The organism is Pedobacter sp. KBW06 (assembly GCF_003852525.1).
GTDB lineage: Bacteria > Bacteroidota > Bacteroidia > Sphingobacteriales > Sphingobacteriaceae > Pedobacter.
Map to the genome: position 1 here is coordinate 884,687 of NZ_QAJL01000002.1, position 17,244 is coordinate 901,930.

The 17,244-nt window shown below is 42.4% G+C and carries 14 protein-coding genes; 7 read left to right on the forward strand and 7 right to left on the reverse strand.

All coding sequences use genetic code 11. From position 1 onward, the window contains the following. Nucleotides 1–156: 156 nt before the first annotated feature. Entirely contained in the window at nucleotides 157–810 is a 654-nt protein-coding gene (locus tag DBR43_RS13880; protein WP_124581750.1) for a hypothetical protein, read from the reverse strand. Further along, nucleotides 797–1,297 carry an RNA polymerase sigma factor gene (locus DBR43_RS13885; protein ID WP_124581751.1) on the reverse strand — a complete coding sequence of 167 codons (501 nt, stop codon included), beginning with the start codon at nucleotides 1,295–1,297 and terminating at the stop codon, nucleotides 797–799. Before DBR43_RS13885 ends, DBR43_RS13880 begins: the two co-directional genes overlap by 14 nt. Nucleotides 1,298–1,634: 337 nt before the next feature. On the opposite strand from DBR43_RS13885, the gene purD reads away from it, so the two are divergent. Further along, nucleotides 1,635–2,906 (forward strand): phosphoribosylamine--glycine ligase, encoded by a 1,272-nt coding sequence (purD, locus tag DBR43_RS13890; protein WP_124581753.1) that lies wholly within the window; start codon nucleotides 1,635–1,637, stop codon nucleotides 2,904–2,906. A gap of 90 nt (nucleotides 2,907–2,996) precedes the next feature. Here the strand turns inward: purD and DBR43_RS13895 are convergent, their stop codons facing one another. The 4 genes from DBR43_RS13895 to DBR43_RS13910 form a co-directional block, all read right to left on the reverse strand. Next, nucleotides 2,997–4,007: a hypothetical protein gene (locus DBR43_RS13895; protein ID WP_124581755.1), complete on the reverse strand. Its 1,011-nt coding sequence runs from the start codon at nucleotides 4,005–4,007 to the stop codon at nucleotides 2,997–2,999. 185 nt (nucleotides 4,008–4,192) lie between these two features. Next, nucleotides 4,193–5,014: a DUF6266 family protein gene (locus DBR43_RS13900; protein ID WP_124581757.1), complete on the reverse strand. Its 822-nt coding sequence runs from the start codon at nucleotides 5,012–5,014 to the stop codon at nucleotides 4,193–4,195. 456 nt (nucleotides 5,015–5,470) lie between these two features. Continuing rightward, nucleotides 5,471–6,619, reverse strand: a complete 1,149-nt coding sequence (locus DBR43_RS13905; RefSeq protein WP_124581759.1) for a TlpA disulfide reductase family protein — start codon at nucleotides 6,617–6,619, stop codon at nucleotides 5,471–5,473. Between the two features lie 123 nt (nucleotides 6,620–6,742). Beyond that, complete coding sequence (locus DBR43_RS13910) at nucleotides 6,743–7,924, reverse strand: formimidoylglutamase (RefSeq protein ID WP_124581761.1); 1,182 nt, start codon at nucleotides 7,922–7,924, stop codon at nucleotides 6,743–6,745. 35 nt (nucleotides 7,925–7,959) lie between these two features. Between DBR43_RS13910 and DBR43_RS13915 the strand changes: the two genes are divergently transcribed. Genes DBR43_RS13915 through DBR43_RS13925 form a run of 3 tightly spaced genes read left to right on the forward strand, consistent with a single transcriptional unit; the run spans nucleotide 7,960 to nucleotide 11,252 of the window. Continuing rightward, nucleotides 7,960–8,976, forward strand: a complete 1,017-nt coding sequence (locus tag DBR43_RS13915) for an NAD-dependent epimerase/dehydratase family protein (protein WP_317125992.1) — start codon at nucleotides 7,960–7,962, stop codon at nucleotides 8,974–8,976. A gap of 4 nt (nucleotides 8,977–8,980) precedes the next feature. After that, nucleotides 8,981–10,279, forward strand: a complete 1,299-nt coding sequence (locus tag DBR43_RS13920) for an HAD-IB family phosphatase (RefSeq protein ID WP_124581763.1) — start codon at nucleotides 8,981–8,983, stop codon at nucleotides 10,277–10,279. 10 nt (nucleotides 10,280–10,289) lie between these two features. Further along, nucleotides 10,290–11,252 carry a tryptophan 2,3-dioxygenase family protein gene (locus DBR43_RS13925; RefSeq protein ID WP_124581765.1) on the forward strand — a complete coding sequence of 321 codons (963 nt, stop codon included), beginning with the start codon at nucleotides 10,290–10,292 and terminating at the stop codon, nucleotides 11,250–11,252. Nucleotides 11,253–11,310: 58 nt separating this feature from the next. On the opposite strand, the gene DBR43_RS13930 is transcribed toward DBR43_RS13925, so the two are convergent. Beyond that, nucleotides 11,311–11,856: a hypothetical protein gene (locus DBR43_RS13930; RefSeq protein WP_124581767.1), complete on the reverse strand. Its 546-nt coding sequence runs from the start codon at nucleotides 11,854–11,856 to the stop codon at nucleotides 11,311–11,313. 268 nt (nucleotides 11,857–12,124) lie between these two features. On the opposite strand from DBR43_RS13930, the gene DBR43_RS13935 reads away from it, so the two are divergent. From DBR43_RS13935 to DBR43_RS13945, 3 genes are all read left to right on the forward strand, one after another. Further along, on the forward strand, nucleotides 12,125–13,189 hold the full coding sequence (locus DBR43_RS13935; protein ID WP_124581770.1) for a branched-chain amino acid aminotransferase: 1,065 nt from the start codon (nucleotides 12,125–12,127) through the stop codon (nucleotides 13,187–13,189). A gap of 94 nt (nucleotides 13,190–13,283) precedes the next feature. After that, nucleotides 13,284–15,404, forward strand: coding sequence for a S9 family peptidase (locus tag DBR43_RS13940; protein WP_124581772.1), 2,121 nt, complete (start codon nucleotides 13,284–13,286; stop codon nucleotides 15,402–15,404). 126 nt (nucleotides 15,405–15,530) lie between these two features. Beyond that, nucleotides 15,531–17,141: a tetratricopeptide repeat protein gene (locus DBR43_RS13945; protein ID WP_124581774.1), complete on the forward strand. Its 1,611-nt coding sequence runs from the start codon at nucleotides 15,531–15,533 to the stop codon at nucleotides 17,139–17,141. The last annotated feature ends 103 nt before the right edge of the window (nucleotides 17,142–17,244 follow it).

Genomic DNA, 17,244 nt, shown 5'->3' on the forward strand with positions numbered 1-17,244 from the left:
TCAAACAATAAGTCAGAATGGCAGTTGTCGGGCGCTAAAATTACAAAATATCCTGTACTTTGCTTTAGTATGCCAACATTATTTAACAATCTTTATCATTTTCCCAAAAGTATTCCATGCCCGGGCTAAAGCACTCAAAAAGAAAGCGCAAGCCGATTAGCCGTTCTTTAATTCTGCCGCCATGGTTTTCAGCTCCTCCAATTCTTTAATGATCACCTTAAAACTCCACCAGGAACGCTCTCCAACACCCTTTCTCTTCGCAAGGAGGTGAGTAATCACATTTGCGATCACAATTACAATCAATAAGCTAAAGGTATCGATCAAACCCCACCACAGGCCCGATTTAGCGATCTTTCTGGAGAGAAAGCTCAGCGGAAACAATACAGAAGCAGAAAACATAATCGTGCAAACCAGCCACAGCAATAATTTCTGTGTCTGACGGTATTGTTTAATGACATTTTCCAGATAGGTCAGTAAGGACTGTCCCGGAACCTCCAGTTTTTTCATGGCATGGCGCGCGATCAAAAGAATCACAAGGATCAGGATCAAAGCCCCAAGCATAGCATTCAATGGGATTTGATCAAAGTCACGGGTATAATCAAAAGGGTCGCCGATGTTTAGCAAGGCAAAGGCCAGGACATAGAAGCAACAAAAATAGATGCCATACAAATAACTTTTCTTTATCGTGGCAACAGTAGAAATGGATCTTTTTCTGATCATGCCAGCGATCACCTGGTCATCAATATCTCCGGTTGATTTGAGCTGATCATCATACGCTGCCCAGGCTCCCTTTAGTTCATCTAAGTTCATAACGATCTGATTTAATAACTTTTTCCAGCTTGATTTTTATCCTGTTGATTTTAACGCCCACATTTGTTTTAGTGATTCCGATGATCTCACTGATCTCCTCATAACTTTTCTCCTCCAGATACAGCAGGATGATCGCCTTTTCAATTTGAGTCAAAGTATTTATCGCCTGTTTCAGCAGGCCCATCTGCTCGTGTTGATCTTCAAATGAATCCATATCGGGGATTTCAAATTCAGCATCAGAAATACTCCTCCGTTCCGGGGCCTTGCTTTCTTTTCTAAAAATGGTGATGGCGGTATTTAAAGCGACCCGATACATCCAGGTGCTGCGCTGCGACTCATTTCTAAAAGAAGGAAAGGCCTTCCAAAGCTGCAATACGATTTCCTGGAAAAGGTCTTTCTTATACTCCTTTTCCAGACAGTACAGGTTACAGACTTTGTAGATAATCCCCCGATGTTCGTTTATCATTTCGATAAATACTTTTTCCATCTTCTTTTATTTGCGGGGTAAGTCGTAAAGGTTGGACTAAAAATTACAAGTTCCTAAAATTAAACTTCAGAAGAACCAATACCGTCAAAATTTTGCAGCTGGTAAACGCGACCCAATTTCAAAAAAAAACCTGTTATCCCAGTACATCTCTATGCGGCCAGAATGTTAACATCTATTTAAAAAACAGGTCGTTTTTTTTACCAACGAGGTCTGTCCTATCGCTTTATCTCTTAAATTCAAACTTAAACTGTGATAATTTAGCTAAAGCGGTATATTTGCCAATATGAACCGGATAGGGTTCTCCATCAAAACAATTCAAACAACAAACCATACATAGATGAATATCTTACTATTAGGTTCTGGCGGCAGGGAAAGTGCTTTAGCCTGGAAAATGAGCCAATCTTCTGAATGTTCCCAATTATTTATTGCTCCGGGTAACGGTGGAACGGGTGCTTATGGCAAAAACATCAACCTGAACCCAAATGATTTTGAAGCGGTAAAAGCTTTTGCCTTAAAAGAAGCCATCGATCTGTTGGTAGTAGGCCCGGAAGAACCATTGGTAAACGGCATCCATGATTTTTTTGCTGATGATGAAGCCTTAGCGCATATCCCGGTGATCGGACCTAAAAAAGAAGGTGCCATCCTGGAAGGAAGCAAGGATTTTTCCAAGCAGTTTATGGCCCGTCATGGCATCCCTACCCCAGCTTCAAAATCTTTCAGTAATGAAACCCTGGAAGAAGGCTTAAAATACCTGGAAACACATGCATTGCCGATTGTTTTAAAAGCAGACGGACTGGCAGCAGGTAAAGGGGTTTTAATTCTGGACAATGTTGAAGAAGCACAAGCGGAGTTAAAACTGATGCTGGGTGGCAAATTCGGTAATGCCGGAAGTACAGTTGTAGTAGAAGCCTTTTTAAACGGAATAGAACTTTCCGTATTTGTATTGACCGATGGAGAAAACTATGTGATCCTTCCTGAGGCAAAAGATTACAAAAAAATCGGACAGGCAGACACAGGTCTGAATACAGGCGGAATGGGCTCTGTATCTCCGGTTCCTTTTGCAGACGAGGCGTTCATGAACAAAGTAGAACAGCAGATCATTATCCCAACCATTAACGGCTTAAAGAAAGACAAAATTGATTATACCGGATTCATCTTCTTTGGCTTGTTCAAAGTTGGTGATGAACCGTTGATCATCGAATATAACTGCCGCATGGGAGACCCTGAGACAGAAAGTGTGATCCCACGTATAGAAAATGACCTGGTTGAACTTTTTGTAGCAACCACACAAAAGAAACTAAAAGATTATAAGCTAAAAATCAGTCCTAAAAATGCAGCAACCGTAATGATCGTTGCAGGTGGCTATCCCGGAGATTACGAAAAAGGGAAATCTATTACTGGAATTGACAATGTGCGCAACTCCCTGGTATTCCAGGCAGGTACCAATTTAGAAGGTGGTGTAGTAAAAACCAATGGCGGAAGAGTATTGGCGGTAACCAGCCTTCAGGACAACCAGTTTGATGCTTTACAATCGGCAACCGGAGATGCAGCACGCATTTATTTTGACGGTAAATATTTTAGAGAAGATATCGGGTTTGATTTGATGTAATTAATTCCGGATTACGATCATAAAAAAACTCCCTGCTTCATCAGCAGGGAGTTTTTTTATAAGGCAAGTTTTAGCGCTTTCCTTTTATTCCTATTTTCTTTTCAGCGATCTGCTTCCAAAAAGATTATACCTCAATCCAAAAGCCTGCTGGCTATCAATCACCCCATCCACAAAGTGGAAAGACAGCGCCAGTTTACCTTCGAGATTCTTATAAATAATCGGGCGCCAGGTCAGGTCTGTTCTGTTATACGTTTTAGAAGTATAAAATTTATCTCCCATAATCAAATGATGACCTTCTCCTTTGTAGAAGAAATTGGTGATCCCAAACCTGTGGTATTCGAGACTCAGGTCTACTACCAAGCCTTTCGGCGTTTGCCAGCCCCCAACGGAACGGGTCCGCTCAAATGACATCATTCCTCCTGCACTGATCGTCAGGGAGTCAAGAAATGTTTTGTGGGAAAGGTCTACTCCAGCTTTAACCATTGCCGCGCCATTATCCTGAATATGATCATCAGGAATAGGAATCCCCGGACCTGCATTGTGCAACATCATGGCATAGTGGGAAACAAAAAAAGCATCCTTTTTATAACGTCCGGAAAAGCCGAAAATAAAATTTTCTCTCGCTGTTGCCGTTTGTCTGCTGGTCCAGTCTATAAAGATGACTTGTTTCCAGTTTTCATTTTCATACTTTACCAACATTCCTTCCACGTTCGGACGGTAATAATTGAGCGTATCATTCAAAATTGCCCTTGGAAAATCAGAGATCAGGCCTTCTCTCGGGAAAGCTCCCATATAGAAATTCCAGTTTTTCTTAAGGTATTGGTAGTAAGCTACGATATCCGCTTTGTTGCTGAATTTCGGAGAACCAAATTCGTGCATCACATTCACACCAAGTCTGATTCTATGCGCGCTATCGATCAACAATCCTACTGATGGGGTAACCCTCAATCCGAAAATGGTTTCTGAAAACCGGTTCGACCTTGCATACTCCCTGTTGTCTGCAAAACCATGGAAGTTTAAATTTCCTTCCAGTTCCTGGGCATAAATGTTATTAAAGGCTGTACACAATACAGCAAAAGTCAAGAGTAAGCGAATCCGCATATATTCTATTTATGGTTCAAACCGCTTTGATAAACGGCAGTCAAAAATAATAATATAATCCTTTAGCAGGTGAATTAAATCATCATCCTTTTGTAGCCTTTTTTACCCATAAAAATGTCCTCAATTTCGAGCTTTCCAGGGATATTTTTCCTCTAAAATCTGCGGATGCTGTGACCGGAAAGAAATTAACCCGGCTTTCCCGGAAGATGCTCCAGTTTATCCTTTAGCACCTTATACTCCTTTTTCAGGTTCCGGAAGGCTTTAGTATTGACGGGATTTCCATAATTAGCTGCAATTTGCTGCAAGTAATCAGCCTCCACAACATCAAAACGCTGTTTTACCAGCGCATATGTTTGCTTTTGGCTGAGCTCTTCCGCGCTTTCCACTGCTCCGTTCAAATTCCCGATGTAGGCACTGTCTGAGATGGCCTTGCCATTGGCGGATTTAAAGCAGATATAAGCTTCAATCGGTTCGTCAAGCCGTTTCTCGTACAAATCGATAAAATACGACCCCGCATCTCTCCTGCAGGCGTTAATCACAGACATAGCTGCTTTTTCCAGGGGATGATAAAGAAGAATCATCACGGTATCGTCTTGCTTACCACTAGGGTCCCAGCTTACCAATACTCCTTTTTCCTTCTTTTCGATCTTCAGGTCATTTGCACCTGGTAAATTACCATTGCTGAGTATGACCTTGCTGTAATCCACAGAAATATTAGGATATTCCCCTTTTAAAGCGTGTTTTTTAATATAGGAAGTGGCCAGGTTATGGGCATTTCGCACCGTTCCTCTTGCTTCCAGCTCAAAGCTGACATTTGTAAACTCAGAGATCCTGCTCACCATTTCCATGGTAACAGACATCGCCTGGCGGTTGGCCAGCTGACCCCTGCTTGGTTTACCCGGATCGCCAATGGTACGAACAACAGGTTGTCCGTTCAGCATGTAAAAAACCAGGTTGCGTAATTTTCCATTTAGGGCCCCCAGAGGCCCGCTTGGTGCTTTTGCCATATTGAATAGATTAATCGTTAAATAATAAAAGTTAATATTTTAAATATCAACAACACCAATATAAGCAATAAGTTTTATTAAAGTCAATATCAAGCTTAGATCTTACTTCCAATTACTTCCGGACTGATTTTTAATTTCAACAGACAATAATCGGGGTTGACAGGGCTTCAGGCCCTACAGGGCCCTGGCAACCTACCCTTAAAAAAGAAACAAAACAGAAAGAATTCGAGACATGTTATAACCATGCCCTAAGCGGGGACACTTATGGAACAAAATGAGCTGCAGGTTAAGGAGCGCCCGGAAGGGCTACTCCTGCTGATAAAAAAAGGCTGAATTCCCATTTGCTTTGCAAACCGGGCATTCAGCCATTTAGCCAGGAAGCTGGTATGAAGATNNATCTTCATACCAGCTTCCTGATGATGTTTAAATAAGTATTTTTAAGCTAAGAAAGCAAGACTATTTAGATTGTCCTGCGCCTAAAACTTCTGCCAGTTTCTTTTGTAATTCTTCGCCTCTGATGTTTTTCGCAATAATTTTACCTGTTGGATCAATCAGGTAATTTGCCGGAATAGACTGAATGCCATAAGCTTTTGCAGCGGCATTGTCCCAGAACTGTAAGTCAGAAACATGTGTCCATGTTAATCCGTCTTTTTCTATCGCCTGCAACCAATCTGCTTTTTTACCCGGACGGTCTAAAGAAACACCAAGAACAGTGAAATTTTTGTCTTTAAAGTTCTTATAAGCGGTAACTACATTAGGGTTCTCCTGACGACAAGGGCCACACCATGATGCCCAGAAATCAAGCAATACATATTTACCTTTGAAATCAGACAATTTTACCGGTTTATCATTCACATCATTTTGTGTGAAATCCATTGCCATTTGTCCGACCTGAGTTTTCTTAGCAGAAGCGATCATATTGGCAATGTTTTTACCAAGATCTGTTGCCCTTACTTCAGCAGAAAATTTGTTGAACTGAGGTTCTACCACATTCACATCGATCTCAGACAAACCGCTTCTAAAAGCAACCAAACTCACGTAAGAATTTGGATTGGCTTCAATAAAGCTTTTATTGATGGCTTCCAGTTCTTTTTGATTTTCATCGTCACGGCTCATTACCGTTTTCATGTAAGCCTCATCTTTACGCTGCTCTTCTGTTTTGCTGCGATACTCACGCATCAGGGCCGCCCCTTTTTCATTAACCGCTTTAGTCAGCAGCTTATACTTTTCGTTTTCCTCGTTTAATTTTGAGCCCTTTACCGTTGCATATTTGATAGAATCCTTAGGAGTAATCAGTTCAACAGGTTTTGCCTCAAGATAAAAATTGATCACATCTGCAGGAACACGTTTTGCCGGATCTACGACTGCATTGTCATGTTTAACCCTGATTTGTGCCTGTGCAATTCCACTTAGCGGACCTGAAAATGTAAATTTCCCGCCTACAATGGCGGCAGAGTCGGTAACCTGGTTCTGGCCTACCCGATAAGCAATAAAAGCCTTTGCCGGTGCATTTAAGTTTCCCACCTTGCCATTGACGGTAAATTTACCTTGTGACATTGCTACAACAGGCAATAAGCAGATTGCAGCGATTAAAGTTGTTTTCATTGAATGTTAGTTTATGTTAGTTTATGATCTTCTCCCGCTTCATCAGCATAGCAGGGCTAATGTAAGCAATGTCTAAAGACGAACAGCATCTGTCTCCTCTTAAACGTTATATTTTAGGTAAAATTACAATAGCTTTTGGTAAGTCCTCCACCATAGATCCGGCATCTCTCCATTTACGGCCATCGTATAATCGTCATAGCGGCAAGGCACCAGATGGAAGCGTTCATTTTTAGTGATTCCTGAGGGATAAGGCACCTGCATCCACCAGCGGTCGGACTTTTTGCTCTTCACGAAGAGCATTTCTCCTGAACCATCGTTTAAACTCGCGCGGTACACCAGGTACTGAGACTTGGGGGTGAGCGGAAAATCTTTCTTACGGTTGTAATAGCCATCAATAAAGTACCAGACCATTTGCGCCAGCAACATGGCCGTCTGCCCATTATTGTCGAAAGCCGGGTTAAACTCATAAAAGCCGATCGAAGTCAGCTTGTCGCTCATCCCCGCATAGCGGGTAATCCTGCAGGCCTGTTCTCCGTAAAAACCATTTGGCCCCGCATTGGCATTTGCCCTGGCATCAGAAGAACGGATGGCACCAATGTCAAAACTAATCATATTCGCATTCCTTACGATCGGTTCAGTGAGGGTAATGTCATCCATAAACTCACCCAGACGGTGTACATCAAAATAGAGCTTATTCATTACTTTCAGGCTTTCCTGATTTACGAAATAGGTTTGGTAACCGATATTGCTAAAATTAAACAGGTAATTGGGCTGATGTAACAGGATTTTATTCAGATAGGTATCAGATTTTGCGGCCAATCCTTCCTGATCTTCTTCGTCGAGGTCAAACTTACTGTCGATCACTACCAGATCTACTTTTTGATCCAGGCTTTCATAAGCCAGGTATTGTGCATAGGTCAGGTCTTGTCCACCGCCCATAATAATGGGAAGGATGTTCAGGCTGATCAGTTCGGCCACGACCATCTTTACTGCTACATAGGTATCGGAGATCGCAGCTCCTGGTTTGATGTTTCCAAGGTCAATGATCCTGCTGTTAAAAGCCCCCTCATTTAAAGCATAAAATTGCGACCTGAAATAGTCCGGCGCCAGTGCACAACCTTCATTATTCACTGCTGCACGATCATCAAGCACACCAAAAATGGCAATATCGTATTGATTTTCCCCGAGATCCGGAAATTTATCCGTGTAAAAACCTGCCTTTAAACCCAACTGACTGGTATAGAATCCATGTTTTGGGGCAAATTTGTCAGGGTTGACCGGAGAAAAAAAATCTGATAAAGACATATTGTACTATAAATGTATCTGTCAAATATCTATTTTTGAGAGCATATTTTAATGAACATCCTAAAAAAAATGAAATGATATTGGTTACCGGTGCTACTGGATTTTTAGGAGCAGAATTAATACATCAGCTAACCGGACAGGGAATAAAGCTCAGGGCCTTAAAGCGTGAGCACTCTGTAATTCCGGATTTAATAAAAGACAATCCCCTGATAGAATGGGCGGTTGCAGACATCAACGACCTTTCTACTCTGGATACTGCATTTGAAGACATCCACCAGGTCTATCACTGTGCTGCAATGATTTCTTTTGACCCTAAGGACAAAGCAAAATTGCTGAAAGTAAATATTGAAGGCACGAGCAATGTAGTGAACCTTTGTGTGGAAAACCAGGCGAGACTGCTTCATGTGAGTTCCGTTGCCGCTTTGGGAAATGCAAAAAAAGGACAGCTGATCACAGAAAAAGACTTCTGGGAATACGATTCCAAGGCACATTCCTATGCCATTTCTAAATATGAAGGAGAAATGGAAGTCTGGCGCGGCATTGCCGAAGGCCTTGAAGCAGTCATTGTAAATCCATCGGTCATCATTGGTGGCCCGGCCGGATTTCAGGGAAGCGGAGCGATTTTTAAGCTCGTAAAAGAAGGGCTTTCTTTCTATACCAAAGGGGCTACCGGAATTGTAGATGTTGAGGATGTGGCCAAAAGTATGATTGCCCTGATGAACAGCAAGATTACCGAAGAGCGTTTTACCATCAGTGCAGAAAACTACAATTACCAGCGTTTTTTTGGAGAGATCGCCAGGGGATTTGGGGTCAAAGCACCTGCTAAAGAAGCGAAACCATGGATGCTTGGCATCGCATGGAGGGCCGCGAAACTGGCTTCTTTGTTTACCGGAAAACCAGCCGCTTTAACAAGTGACGCCGCCAGAAGCAGCCTGAACGAGAGTTTATACAGCAATAAAAAAATAATTGAGACCATTGGAATAACATTTAAGCCGCTGGATCAGACCATAGCAGAAACCTGTCAGGCCCTGAAACAGCTCCCACTTCATTAACATTATGAATCAGAAGAATATTTACATCATTGATTTCGACAGCACCTTTACCCAGGTAGAGGCATTGGATGAGCTGGCCCGTATTTCCCTCAAAAAGCATCCTGAAAAAGAAGCTATTTTCAAGAAAATCGAAGATTATACCAACCTGGCGATGGAAGGGAAGTTGTCTTTCGGGGAGAGCCTTGCACAAAGGGTTAAACTTTTGGAAGCTTCGGAAGACCATTTAAAACAGCTGATCACCCGGTTAAAGAAGAAAGTATCGGCTTCTTTCTCCCGCAATGCAGCCTTTTTTAAGAAACATGCAGATGAAGTATTGATCGTTTCAGGTGGATTTAAAGAGTTTATCACCCCTGTGGTGAGCCAGTACCATATCAAAAAAGAAAATATTTACGCCAACACCTTTGTTACCACCGGCGATGGCAAAATTATAGATTACGACCATGCCAATCCTTTAAGTGAAGAAGGTGGTAAGGTGAAATTAATGCAGCAGCTGAACCTGGAAGGAAACCTCTACGGAATCGGCGATGGCTATTCAGATTTCCAGCTACGGGAAAGTGGACTGATCAAAAAGTTCTATGCCTTTACGGAGAACATCTCCAGAGAAAGCATTGTAGAAAAAGCCGACCATGTAACCCCGAGCTTCGATGAGTTCCTGTATGTGAACAACCTGCCGAGGGCCATCTCTTACCCTAAGAACAGGATTTTATGCCTCGTGATCGGCGAAGTAGATCCGCAAAGCATTGCCTTACTGAAGAAAGACGGTTTTTCTATTCGTCATAAAACCTCTTTTGAGGAGAAATATGTGGCAGATGTGCACATGATGTTACTTGCTGAAGGGGAAAAAATAGAGCTTGAAAAGCTGAAAAGAGCGGTAAAATTAAAAACGGTAGGTTACCTTGGCCAGGCAAAGAGCAAGATTGACATTGCGACCTGTACCGAACAGGGTGTCGTTGTTTTTGACGATTTAAAATCAAATCCAAGAAACCTGACCTTCATTCCGAAAAGAATGATCGACTTTATGAATACCGGAACAACACACCTGAGCAATAACTTTCCGAATTTACAGCTCCCGAGGATCGATAAATCTCACCGCCTGATCCATATCCACCAGAACGTTCCGGGAATTATGGCCAAAATCAACACTGTTTTTGCTAAGCACGACATCAATATTGTGGCGCAATTCCTGATGACCAATCAAAACATCGGATATGTGATTACCGACATCAATGCAGAATACGACAAACAACTTTTTAAATCTTTAAAAAAGATTGAACATACCATAAAATTCAGGGTACTGTACTAGCCTTAAAACCATGGAATTAACACCACAAATAAAAGACAAACTGGACAAATTGCAGGAGAAATACACTGCAATGGGTCAGGACATGTCGGCCTATCTGGATGGCCTCTTGTATGCAGATTTCCTAACCTATTGGGACTACATCCATTTGGACACACTCCTGAGCTTACAAGCACCAAAAACCTCTTTTCCTGATGAGGAAATTTTCATCATGTATCATCAGATTACGGAGCTTTATTTTAAGCTTTCGCTGCATGAGTTTAACCAGGTTGCCGCAGCAAGGGAAACTTTAACTGCCACCTTCTTCACAGACCGCGTGAAAAGGATCAATGCCTACTTTAACGCATTGGTTTCTTCTTTTGAAGTGATGGTCAACGGAATGGAAAAAGAGCAATTCCTGAAATTCAGGATGTCCTTACTACCGGCAAGCGGCTTTCAGTCGGGACAATACCGGATGATTGAGATCAGTGCCACAGATTTCGGCCGGTTGGTAGATAAAGAGAAAAGAGCAGCGCTCGCCGATGCCCCTATTGAAGAACAGTTTGAGCACATCTACTGGAAATCGGGTGCAACAGAACTGGCAACAGGAAAAGAAACACTCACTTTAAAACAGTTCATCAATAAATATGCAAACCAGTTTTTACAATTGGTCAAAGACAGAAAAGACAGTAACTTCTCTGCCCTTTACCACAAAGTAAAAGACGAAGGACAGGATGTGACGGCCTTAACGGAAGAACTGAGAAAACTGGATTTATTTGTCAATGTAGAATGGCCGCTTTCGCATTATAAATCGGCAGTCAGGTACCTGGAAAGAGATCCTGTTGACATTGCCGCTACCGGTGGCACCAACTGGCAGAAATACCTGCCTCCGCGTTTTCAGAAAAGAATTTTCTACCCTTTCCTCTGGACCGAAGAGCAAATGGAAGAATGGGGAAAAGGATGGGTACTCAGCGTCCTGAAAGACCTCAGAAGTTAAATAAAAAGGGAACCGTACAAAAGCCGGTTCCCTTTATTTTTAGGGGTATGTTTAAGGATTATTTTTCTTTGACAGCCAGGGCAATGATATCTGTTGCAAAGGTGAGGGCAACAAAATCCAGTTTCTCCATATCAAAAATAGGTTTCTCATTTTCGAAGTCCAGAAAACCTTTGTATACGACGCGGCATTGCCTTGTTCCATCTGCACTGGTCCATAAATTGGCATAATTGGCCGGAAATCCCCCCATATATTGCATCTTTTGGCTCAGCTTATATCCATTGCTTTTCAGGGCAGCTTCCATCGTCAGGACTTCCGGCTTGGTCAATTCCTTACAAATCAGGCCAACCACCTTATCCTCCAGGCAATACAAGGTTAAATCATAGGTTTCATACTCATAATACCGCATCATAAAGGGGCCTTTTTGCTCATCCAGCTCTTTGTCGTAAACAAAACGCCCACCTTTCTTCATGACACTCTTGAGGTCTGAGGTTTTATGACCCAGGTAATAATTAAACTCCCCAATCGTTTTGGGCCAGCTTTGTGCCTGTACTGCAATGTTGCTTAGTATCAAAAAGCAGAGTAAGACAATGATTTTCTTTTTCATGATTTAAATTTTGAAATGGATAACGAGGATGATGACCAAATTTAGATAAAGGCATTCCGACAGGAAATACCCACTAAGGAGTATTTTGAAACGATGTCCGGATCTTCATGAGGTTCATCAATTTACCGGCTGCCCCGGGATTTCAAATCGAACGGAACAAAGGGGATCTTAGTGTATCTAAGACACTTAACAATACTGTTCAAAAACAAAATAAAAAGAAATAAGCAGGGCAATTTTATTAAATTTGCAACAAGAAATACGAATAGAAATGAACGATACACTGGATATAACCATCACGAAAGTTGAGCAGAGCAGACTAACAGTAACTGACTTTTCTCAGCTTCCCTTCGGAAAGGTATTTTCCGATCATATGTTTATTGCCGAATACGAAGATGGCGCCTGGACAAATTTACAGGTATTACCTTATGGCCCGATTCCGATGAGCCCGGCAATTTCTGCCCTTCATTACGGACAGGCAATTTTTGAAGGCATGAAAGCTTACCGTCAGGCTGATGGTAAAATCAGTGTTTTCAGAGCAGACAAAAACTTTGAGCGTTTTAACAAATCGGCACAACGCATGGCAATGCCTGCAATTCCTGAAGATATTTTCAGACAGGGAATCGCGGCATTAATTGATATTGATAAAAACTGGGTACCGAACCAGGATGGTTATTCTTTGTACATCCGTCCGGTGATGTTTGCTACAGACCCTTACCTGGGTGTAAAGGCATCTGATAAATATACCTTTGCTTTATTAACGACCCCTACAGGACCGTATTACAGCAAAGCACTAAAAGTAAAAATTGAAACTGAATTTACACGTGCAGATGAAGGTGGTGTTGGCTATGCTAAAACCGCTGGAAATTACGCCCGCTCTTTACACCCTTTTGCCGAAGCATTAAAAGAAGGTTTTGACCAGTTGATCTGGACTGACGCCGTTTCTCATGAGTTTATCGAGGAAGCAGGAACAGCAAACTTAATCTTTGTGATCGGCGGAAAACTGGTCACTCCTTCTGTAAGAAGTACCGTTTTGGATGGGGTAACAAGAGACACCATTATTCAGCTGGCTAAAAAAGCAGGCATTGAAGTGGAAGAAAGAAGGGTAAGTGTAAAAGAAGTAATCGAAGGTATCGAAAATGGTCAGTTAACAGATGCGTTCGCAGCAGGTACTGCAGCTACGGTAACCCCAATTGGAGAAATCAGTTATGAAGGTAAGTTATATACGTTAACAGACCCTGCTACACGCACGATTTCTGCCGGTATCGCAAAAACATTAAATGACATCCGTTACGGACTTGCTCCTGACGAGTTCGGATGGAACTGGATCGTGTAAATTTACAGCTACATTGTAAATAATTCTTGTGAGGCGCCTTTGAACCAGGGCGCCTTTTTTATAGCTTCAAATTTTTAAACCAATCAGACAATAAATGAAAACAACAATACTTATCGGTTTAGCCGCATCATTCTGCTTTAACCTGACTGCCGAGGCGCAGTTAAAAAGGTTAAATCAGCAGCAAACCCTTGGAAATCAATCCTCTCTTACCAAGCCGATGGCCATGGTGACGGGTTGGAGCGACGACAATCGTTATATTGAAGTCAATCCCGGCGATCGGGAATTATATGCCGTAGATCCGAAATCCGGTGCAAGAACACCTTATACTCCGCCCCCAAAAAGTGATGTCAATGTTTCCTTAAAAGGCAATGACGTCTTTATACAATACGGAAAAGAAGCAGCAAAACAACTCACCAATACCAAAGCCGAAGAAAAGAATCCCACGCTTTCTCCCGATGGAAAATACATTGCCTTCACCCGCGACAATGACTTGTATTCGGTAGAGGTAAACAGCGGTAAAGAAACCAGGTATACCAATGATGGTACCGATGTGATTTACAACGGCTGGTCGTCATGGGTATATTTTGAAGAAATTTTGGGCCGCCCTACTCAGTACAAAGCATTTTGGTGGGCTCCGGACAGCAAGCACATCGCATTTATGCGCTTTGACGATACCAAAGTTCCGATGTTCCCGATCAACGGATCAACAGGACAACATGGCTATACCGAGAAAACGCGTTATCCTAAAGCAGGAGACTCCAATCCGGAAGTCAGGGTTGGTTTTGTCCCTGTGACAGGAGGTGCGGTTACCTGGGCTGATTTCAACGAAAAAGACGATCAGTATTTCGGTACACCTTACTGGAGTTATGATGGCAGCAGTTTAATGGTACAATGGATGAACCGTGGACAGGATAACTTAAAGTTCTATACCGTTAATCCGAATACAGGAGATAAAAAAGAAATCTATGATGAAAAACAATCTTCCTGGGTAGACCTGGATTACGATGGCCGCATTGAGTACCTTCAGGACAAAAAACACTATATCCTTAAAAGCGATAAAACCGGCTGGGCACATTTTTACCTGTACACTTTAGCAGGAAAACTGGTGAACCCGATCACCAGCGGAAAATGGCAGGTGACCGACCTGGAACATGTAGACGAGAAAAATAAAGTCATTTATTTTACTGCCCGTAAAGAAGCCTCTACAAGAAAAGATTTTTATCGTGTGGACTATAGCGGAAAAAATCTGAAACGTCTGACCTTCGGTGATTATACCCACCAGGTAAAAATCTCTCCAAATGGCCAGTATTTTATTACGACCTATTCGAACGTATCTACTCCACAGAAAAGAACATTGTTAGACAATACCGGAAAAGTGATTAAAGAGCTTGGCGACAGTAAGTCCGCTGATTTTGCACAATACAATTTCGGAAAAACGGAAATGATTACGATCCCGACCGATGATGGTTATCAGCTGCCTGCTGTGATCACCTACCCTACAGATTTCGACCAGAACAAAAAGTATCCGGTCATCATGAGCATTTATGGTGGTCCCAATGCCGGTACAGTAACCAATACCTGGAAAGGAACTGCAAACCAATGGTGGGCCAATGAAGGCATCGTTCAGATTGCTGTGGATCACCGTGCCTCAGGACAATTTGGAAAAGAAGGCGTTGCACTCATGCACCGCAACCTTGGCAAATGGGAAATGAAAGATTATACCACTGCCGCAAGATGGCTAAAAGCGAAATCCTGGGTAGACAATAAAAAGTTATTGATCACCGGACATAGCTATGGTGGTTATATGACCTGCATGGCCTTAACCATGGGTGCCGATGATTTCGATTTCGGAATTGCAGGCGCGCCGGTAACGAGCTGGGAATTGTACGACAGTCATTATACTGAACGCTTTATGGATACCCCGCAGGAAAATCCGGAAGGATATAAGAATGGTTCAGTACTGACCTATGTGAACAAGTATAAGGGCTTATTGCGCATCATGCATGGCGATATGGACGACAATGTCCACATGCAGAATACCATCCAGCTGATCGACAAATTACAGGACGCAAACAAGCACTTTGAGCTCATGATCTACCCAGGCGGAAGACATGGATGGGGCGGTGTAAAAACCCCACATGACAAAGCAGAACGTTACCGTTTTTATTATGAACATTTGTTGAATAAACCCGTTCCCGCAGATCTTCTGAACTAGCGTAAATTTTATCCGCAAAGGAAAATATTCAGGCCGTTTCTATTCATTTAGAAGCGGCCTTTTTTCAGGTTAAGCATTCCGGTTGATTTAACAATTCCTTAATACTGGGCCCTGTAATTTTAAAGGGTGAAAAAAGCATATTCCATCCGGACCTTCCGGATCCTGTTCTTCCTGCTGTTATCCGGCAACCTTTCTCCCTTTGCGGCATTCCCACAGGAAAACCTCAAACCCAGTTTTCCTGTAATTGACAACTTAATCCATCAAGCTCCGGATACCGCTTTTCTAAAGATCAAACAAACTTTAAAAGCGGCACTGAAGAAGGAAGATTTTATTACCGCTGCGCTTTGCTATCAGCAAATCGGGGAGCTCTTTTACTACCAGGCGGCCTATTCACAGGCCATCATTTACTACTATAAAGCAGATCAGATTTTCCGGCAGCAAAAGGACCGGAACAACCTGGCGAAAAACCTGCATAAGATCGGGGAAACGTATTATTATGCCCGTCAGTACCGCGTTTGTCTGGAGAAATTCAAGGAAGCATTGAGTCTTTACCAGCAATCCGGAGATCCTAAAGGAATCGCAAAATCCTACGGCCTTATCGGCCAGACTTATGAGAAAAGTCTGGATTATCAGAATGCCATGAAATACCAGCAACTGGCATTAAGCGCCTATAAAAAGGAGAAAGACCAGACGGGAATTGAGAAGATCTATGAAAATATCGGAAGTATTTATGAAGACAAGCCTCATTTAGATTCAGCGCTTAAATATTATACCCTGGCCCTGGAAGGCAATACCGCGTTAAAGAATAACCGCGCACAGATAGAGATCATCAACAACATCGGGGATGTTTACCGGAAGACCGGCCGATATACAGAAGCGCTGGGTTATACCAGAAAAGCAGAAAGCCTGGCCAGACGGATGAACGACCAATACCAGCTCAGCAGTGCCTACAGGGACCTTTCCAAAAATTTCGACCTGATGAAAAGGTACGACAGTGCCTATCATTACAGTGAACTTGGCAGGAACATCTTTCTGAAAATCTTTACCGAAGACAACAATAAACAGCTTGCGCTCCTGCAGACTTTATTCGAGATTCAGCAAAAAGATGATGCCATTCTTCAGTTTGAAAATGAAAAAGATGCCAACCGAATTATGGTGATTGCGGCCGTCCTCATCATTGTGCTTCTCATTTCACTGGCTGCAAGTACCATCAGCCGTCAAAGGCTTAAAATCAGGAATGAGCAAAAGGCAAACGAGCAGAACAACAGGTTATACGAAACCCAGAAAACAGCAATCAAAGATGCCCTGGAGTTAAAGAGCAAAGAACTGACCAGCAATACCCTCCACATCATTCAAAGCAATCAGTTTTTAGAGAGCCTCAGGTCACAGATTGAGGAAATGGTGAAGGAAGATAAGCGGGACCAGAAGAAACAACTGCAGCAGCTCGTGCAACGGATCAACCAAAGCATCAGTCATGACCAGCACTGGAAAGATTTTACGGGAATGTTTGAACAGATCCACCAGACTTTTTTCGATCACCTGAAGGCACATTGTGATGAACTTACCGCAAATGACATCCGGTTGGTCGCCCTGATCAAAATGAATTTAAGTGCCAAAGATATGGCTGTTCTTTTTGGCATTTCACAAGATAGTTTAAGGGTGGCACGCTATAGATTAAGGAAGAAACTGAACCTCCCTCAGGGAGAAAACCTCAGCACCTTTATTCAGAATTTATGAGCCTTTTTCCGAAATATCAGACACTTAACAATTGGATAACATTACGCTAACCAAATGGTAATGGAGATTCTTGTTACCAGCAAAACACTAATTATCAATTAAT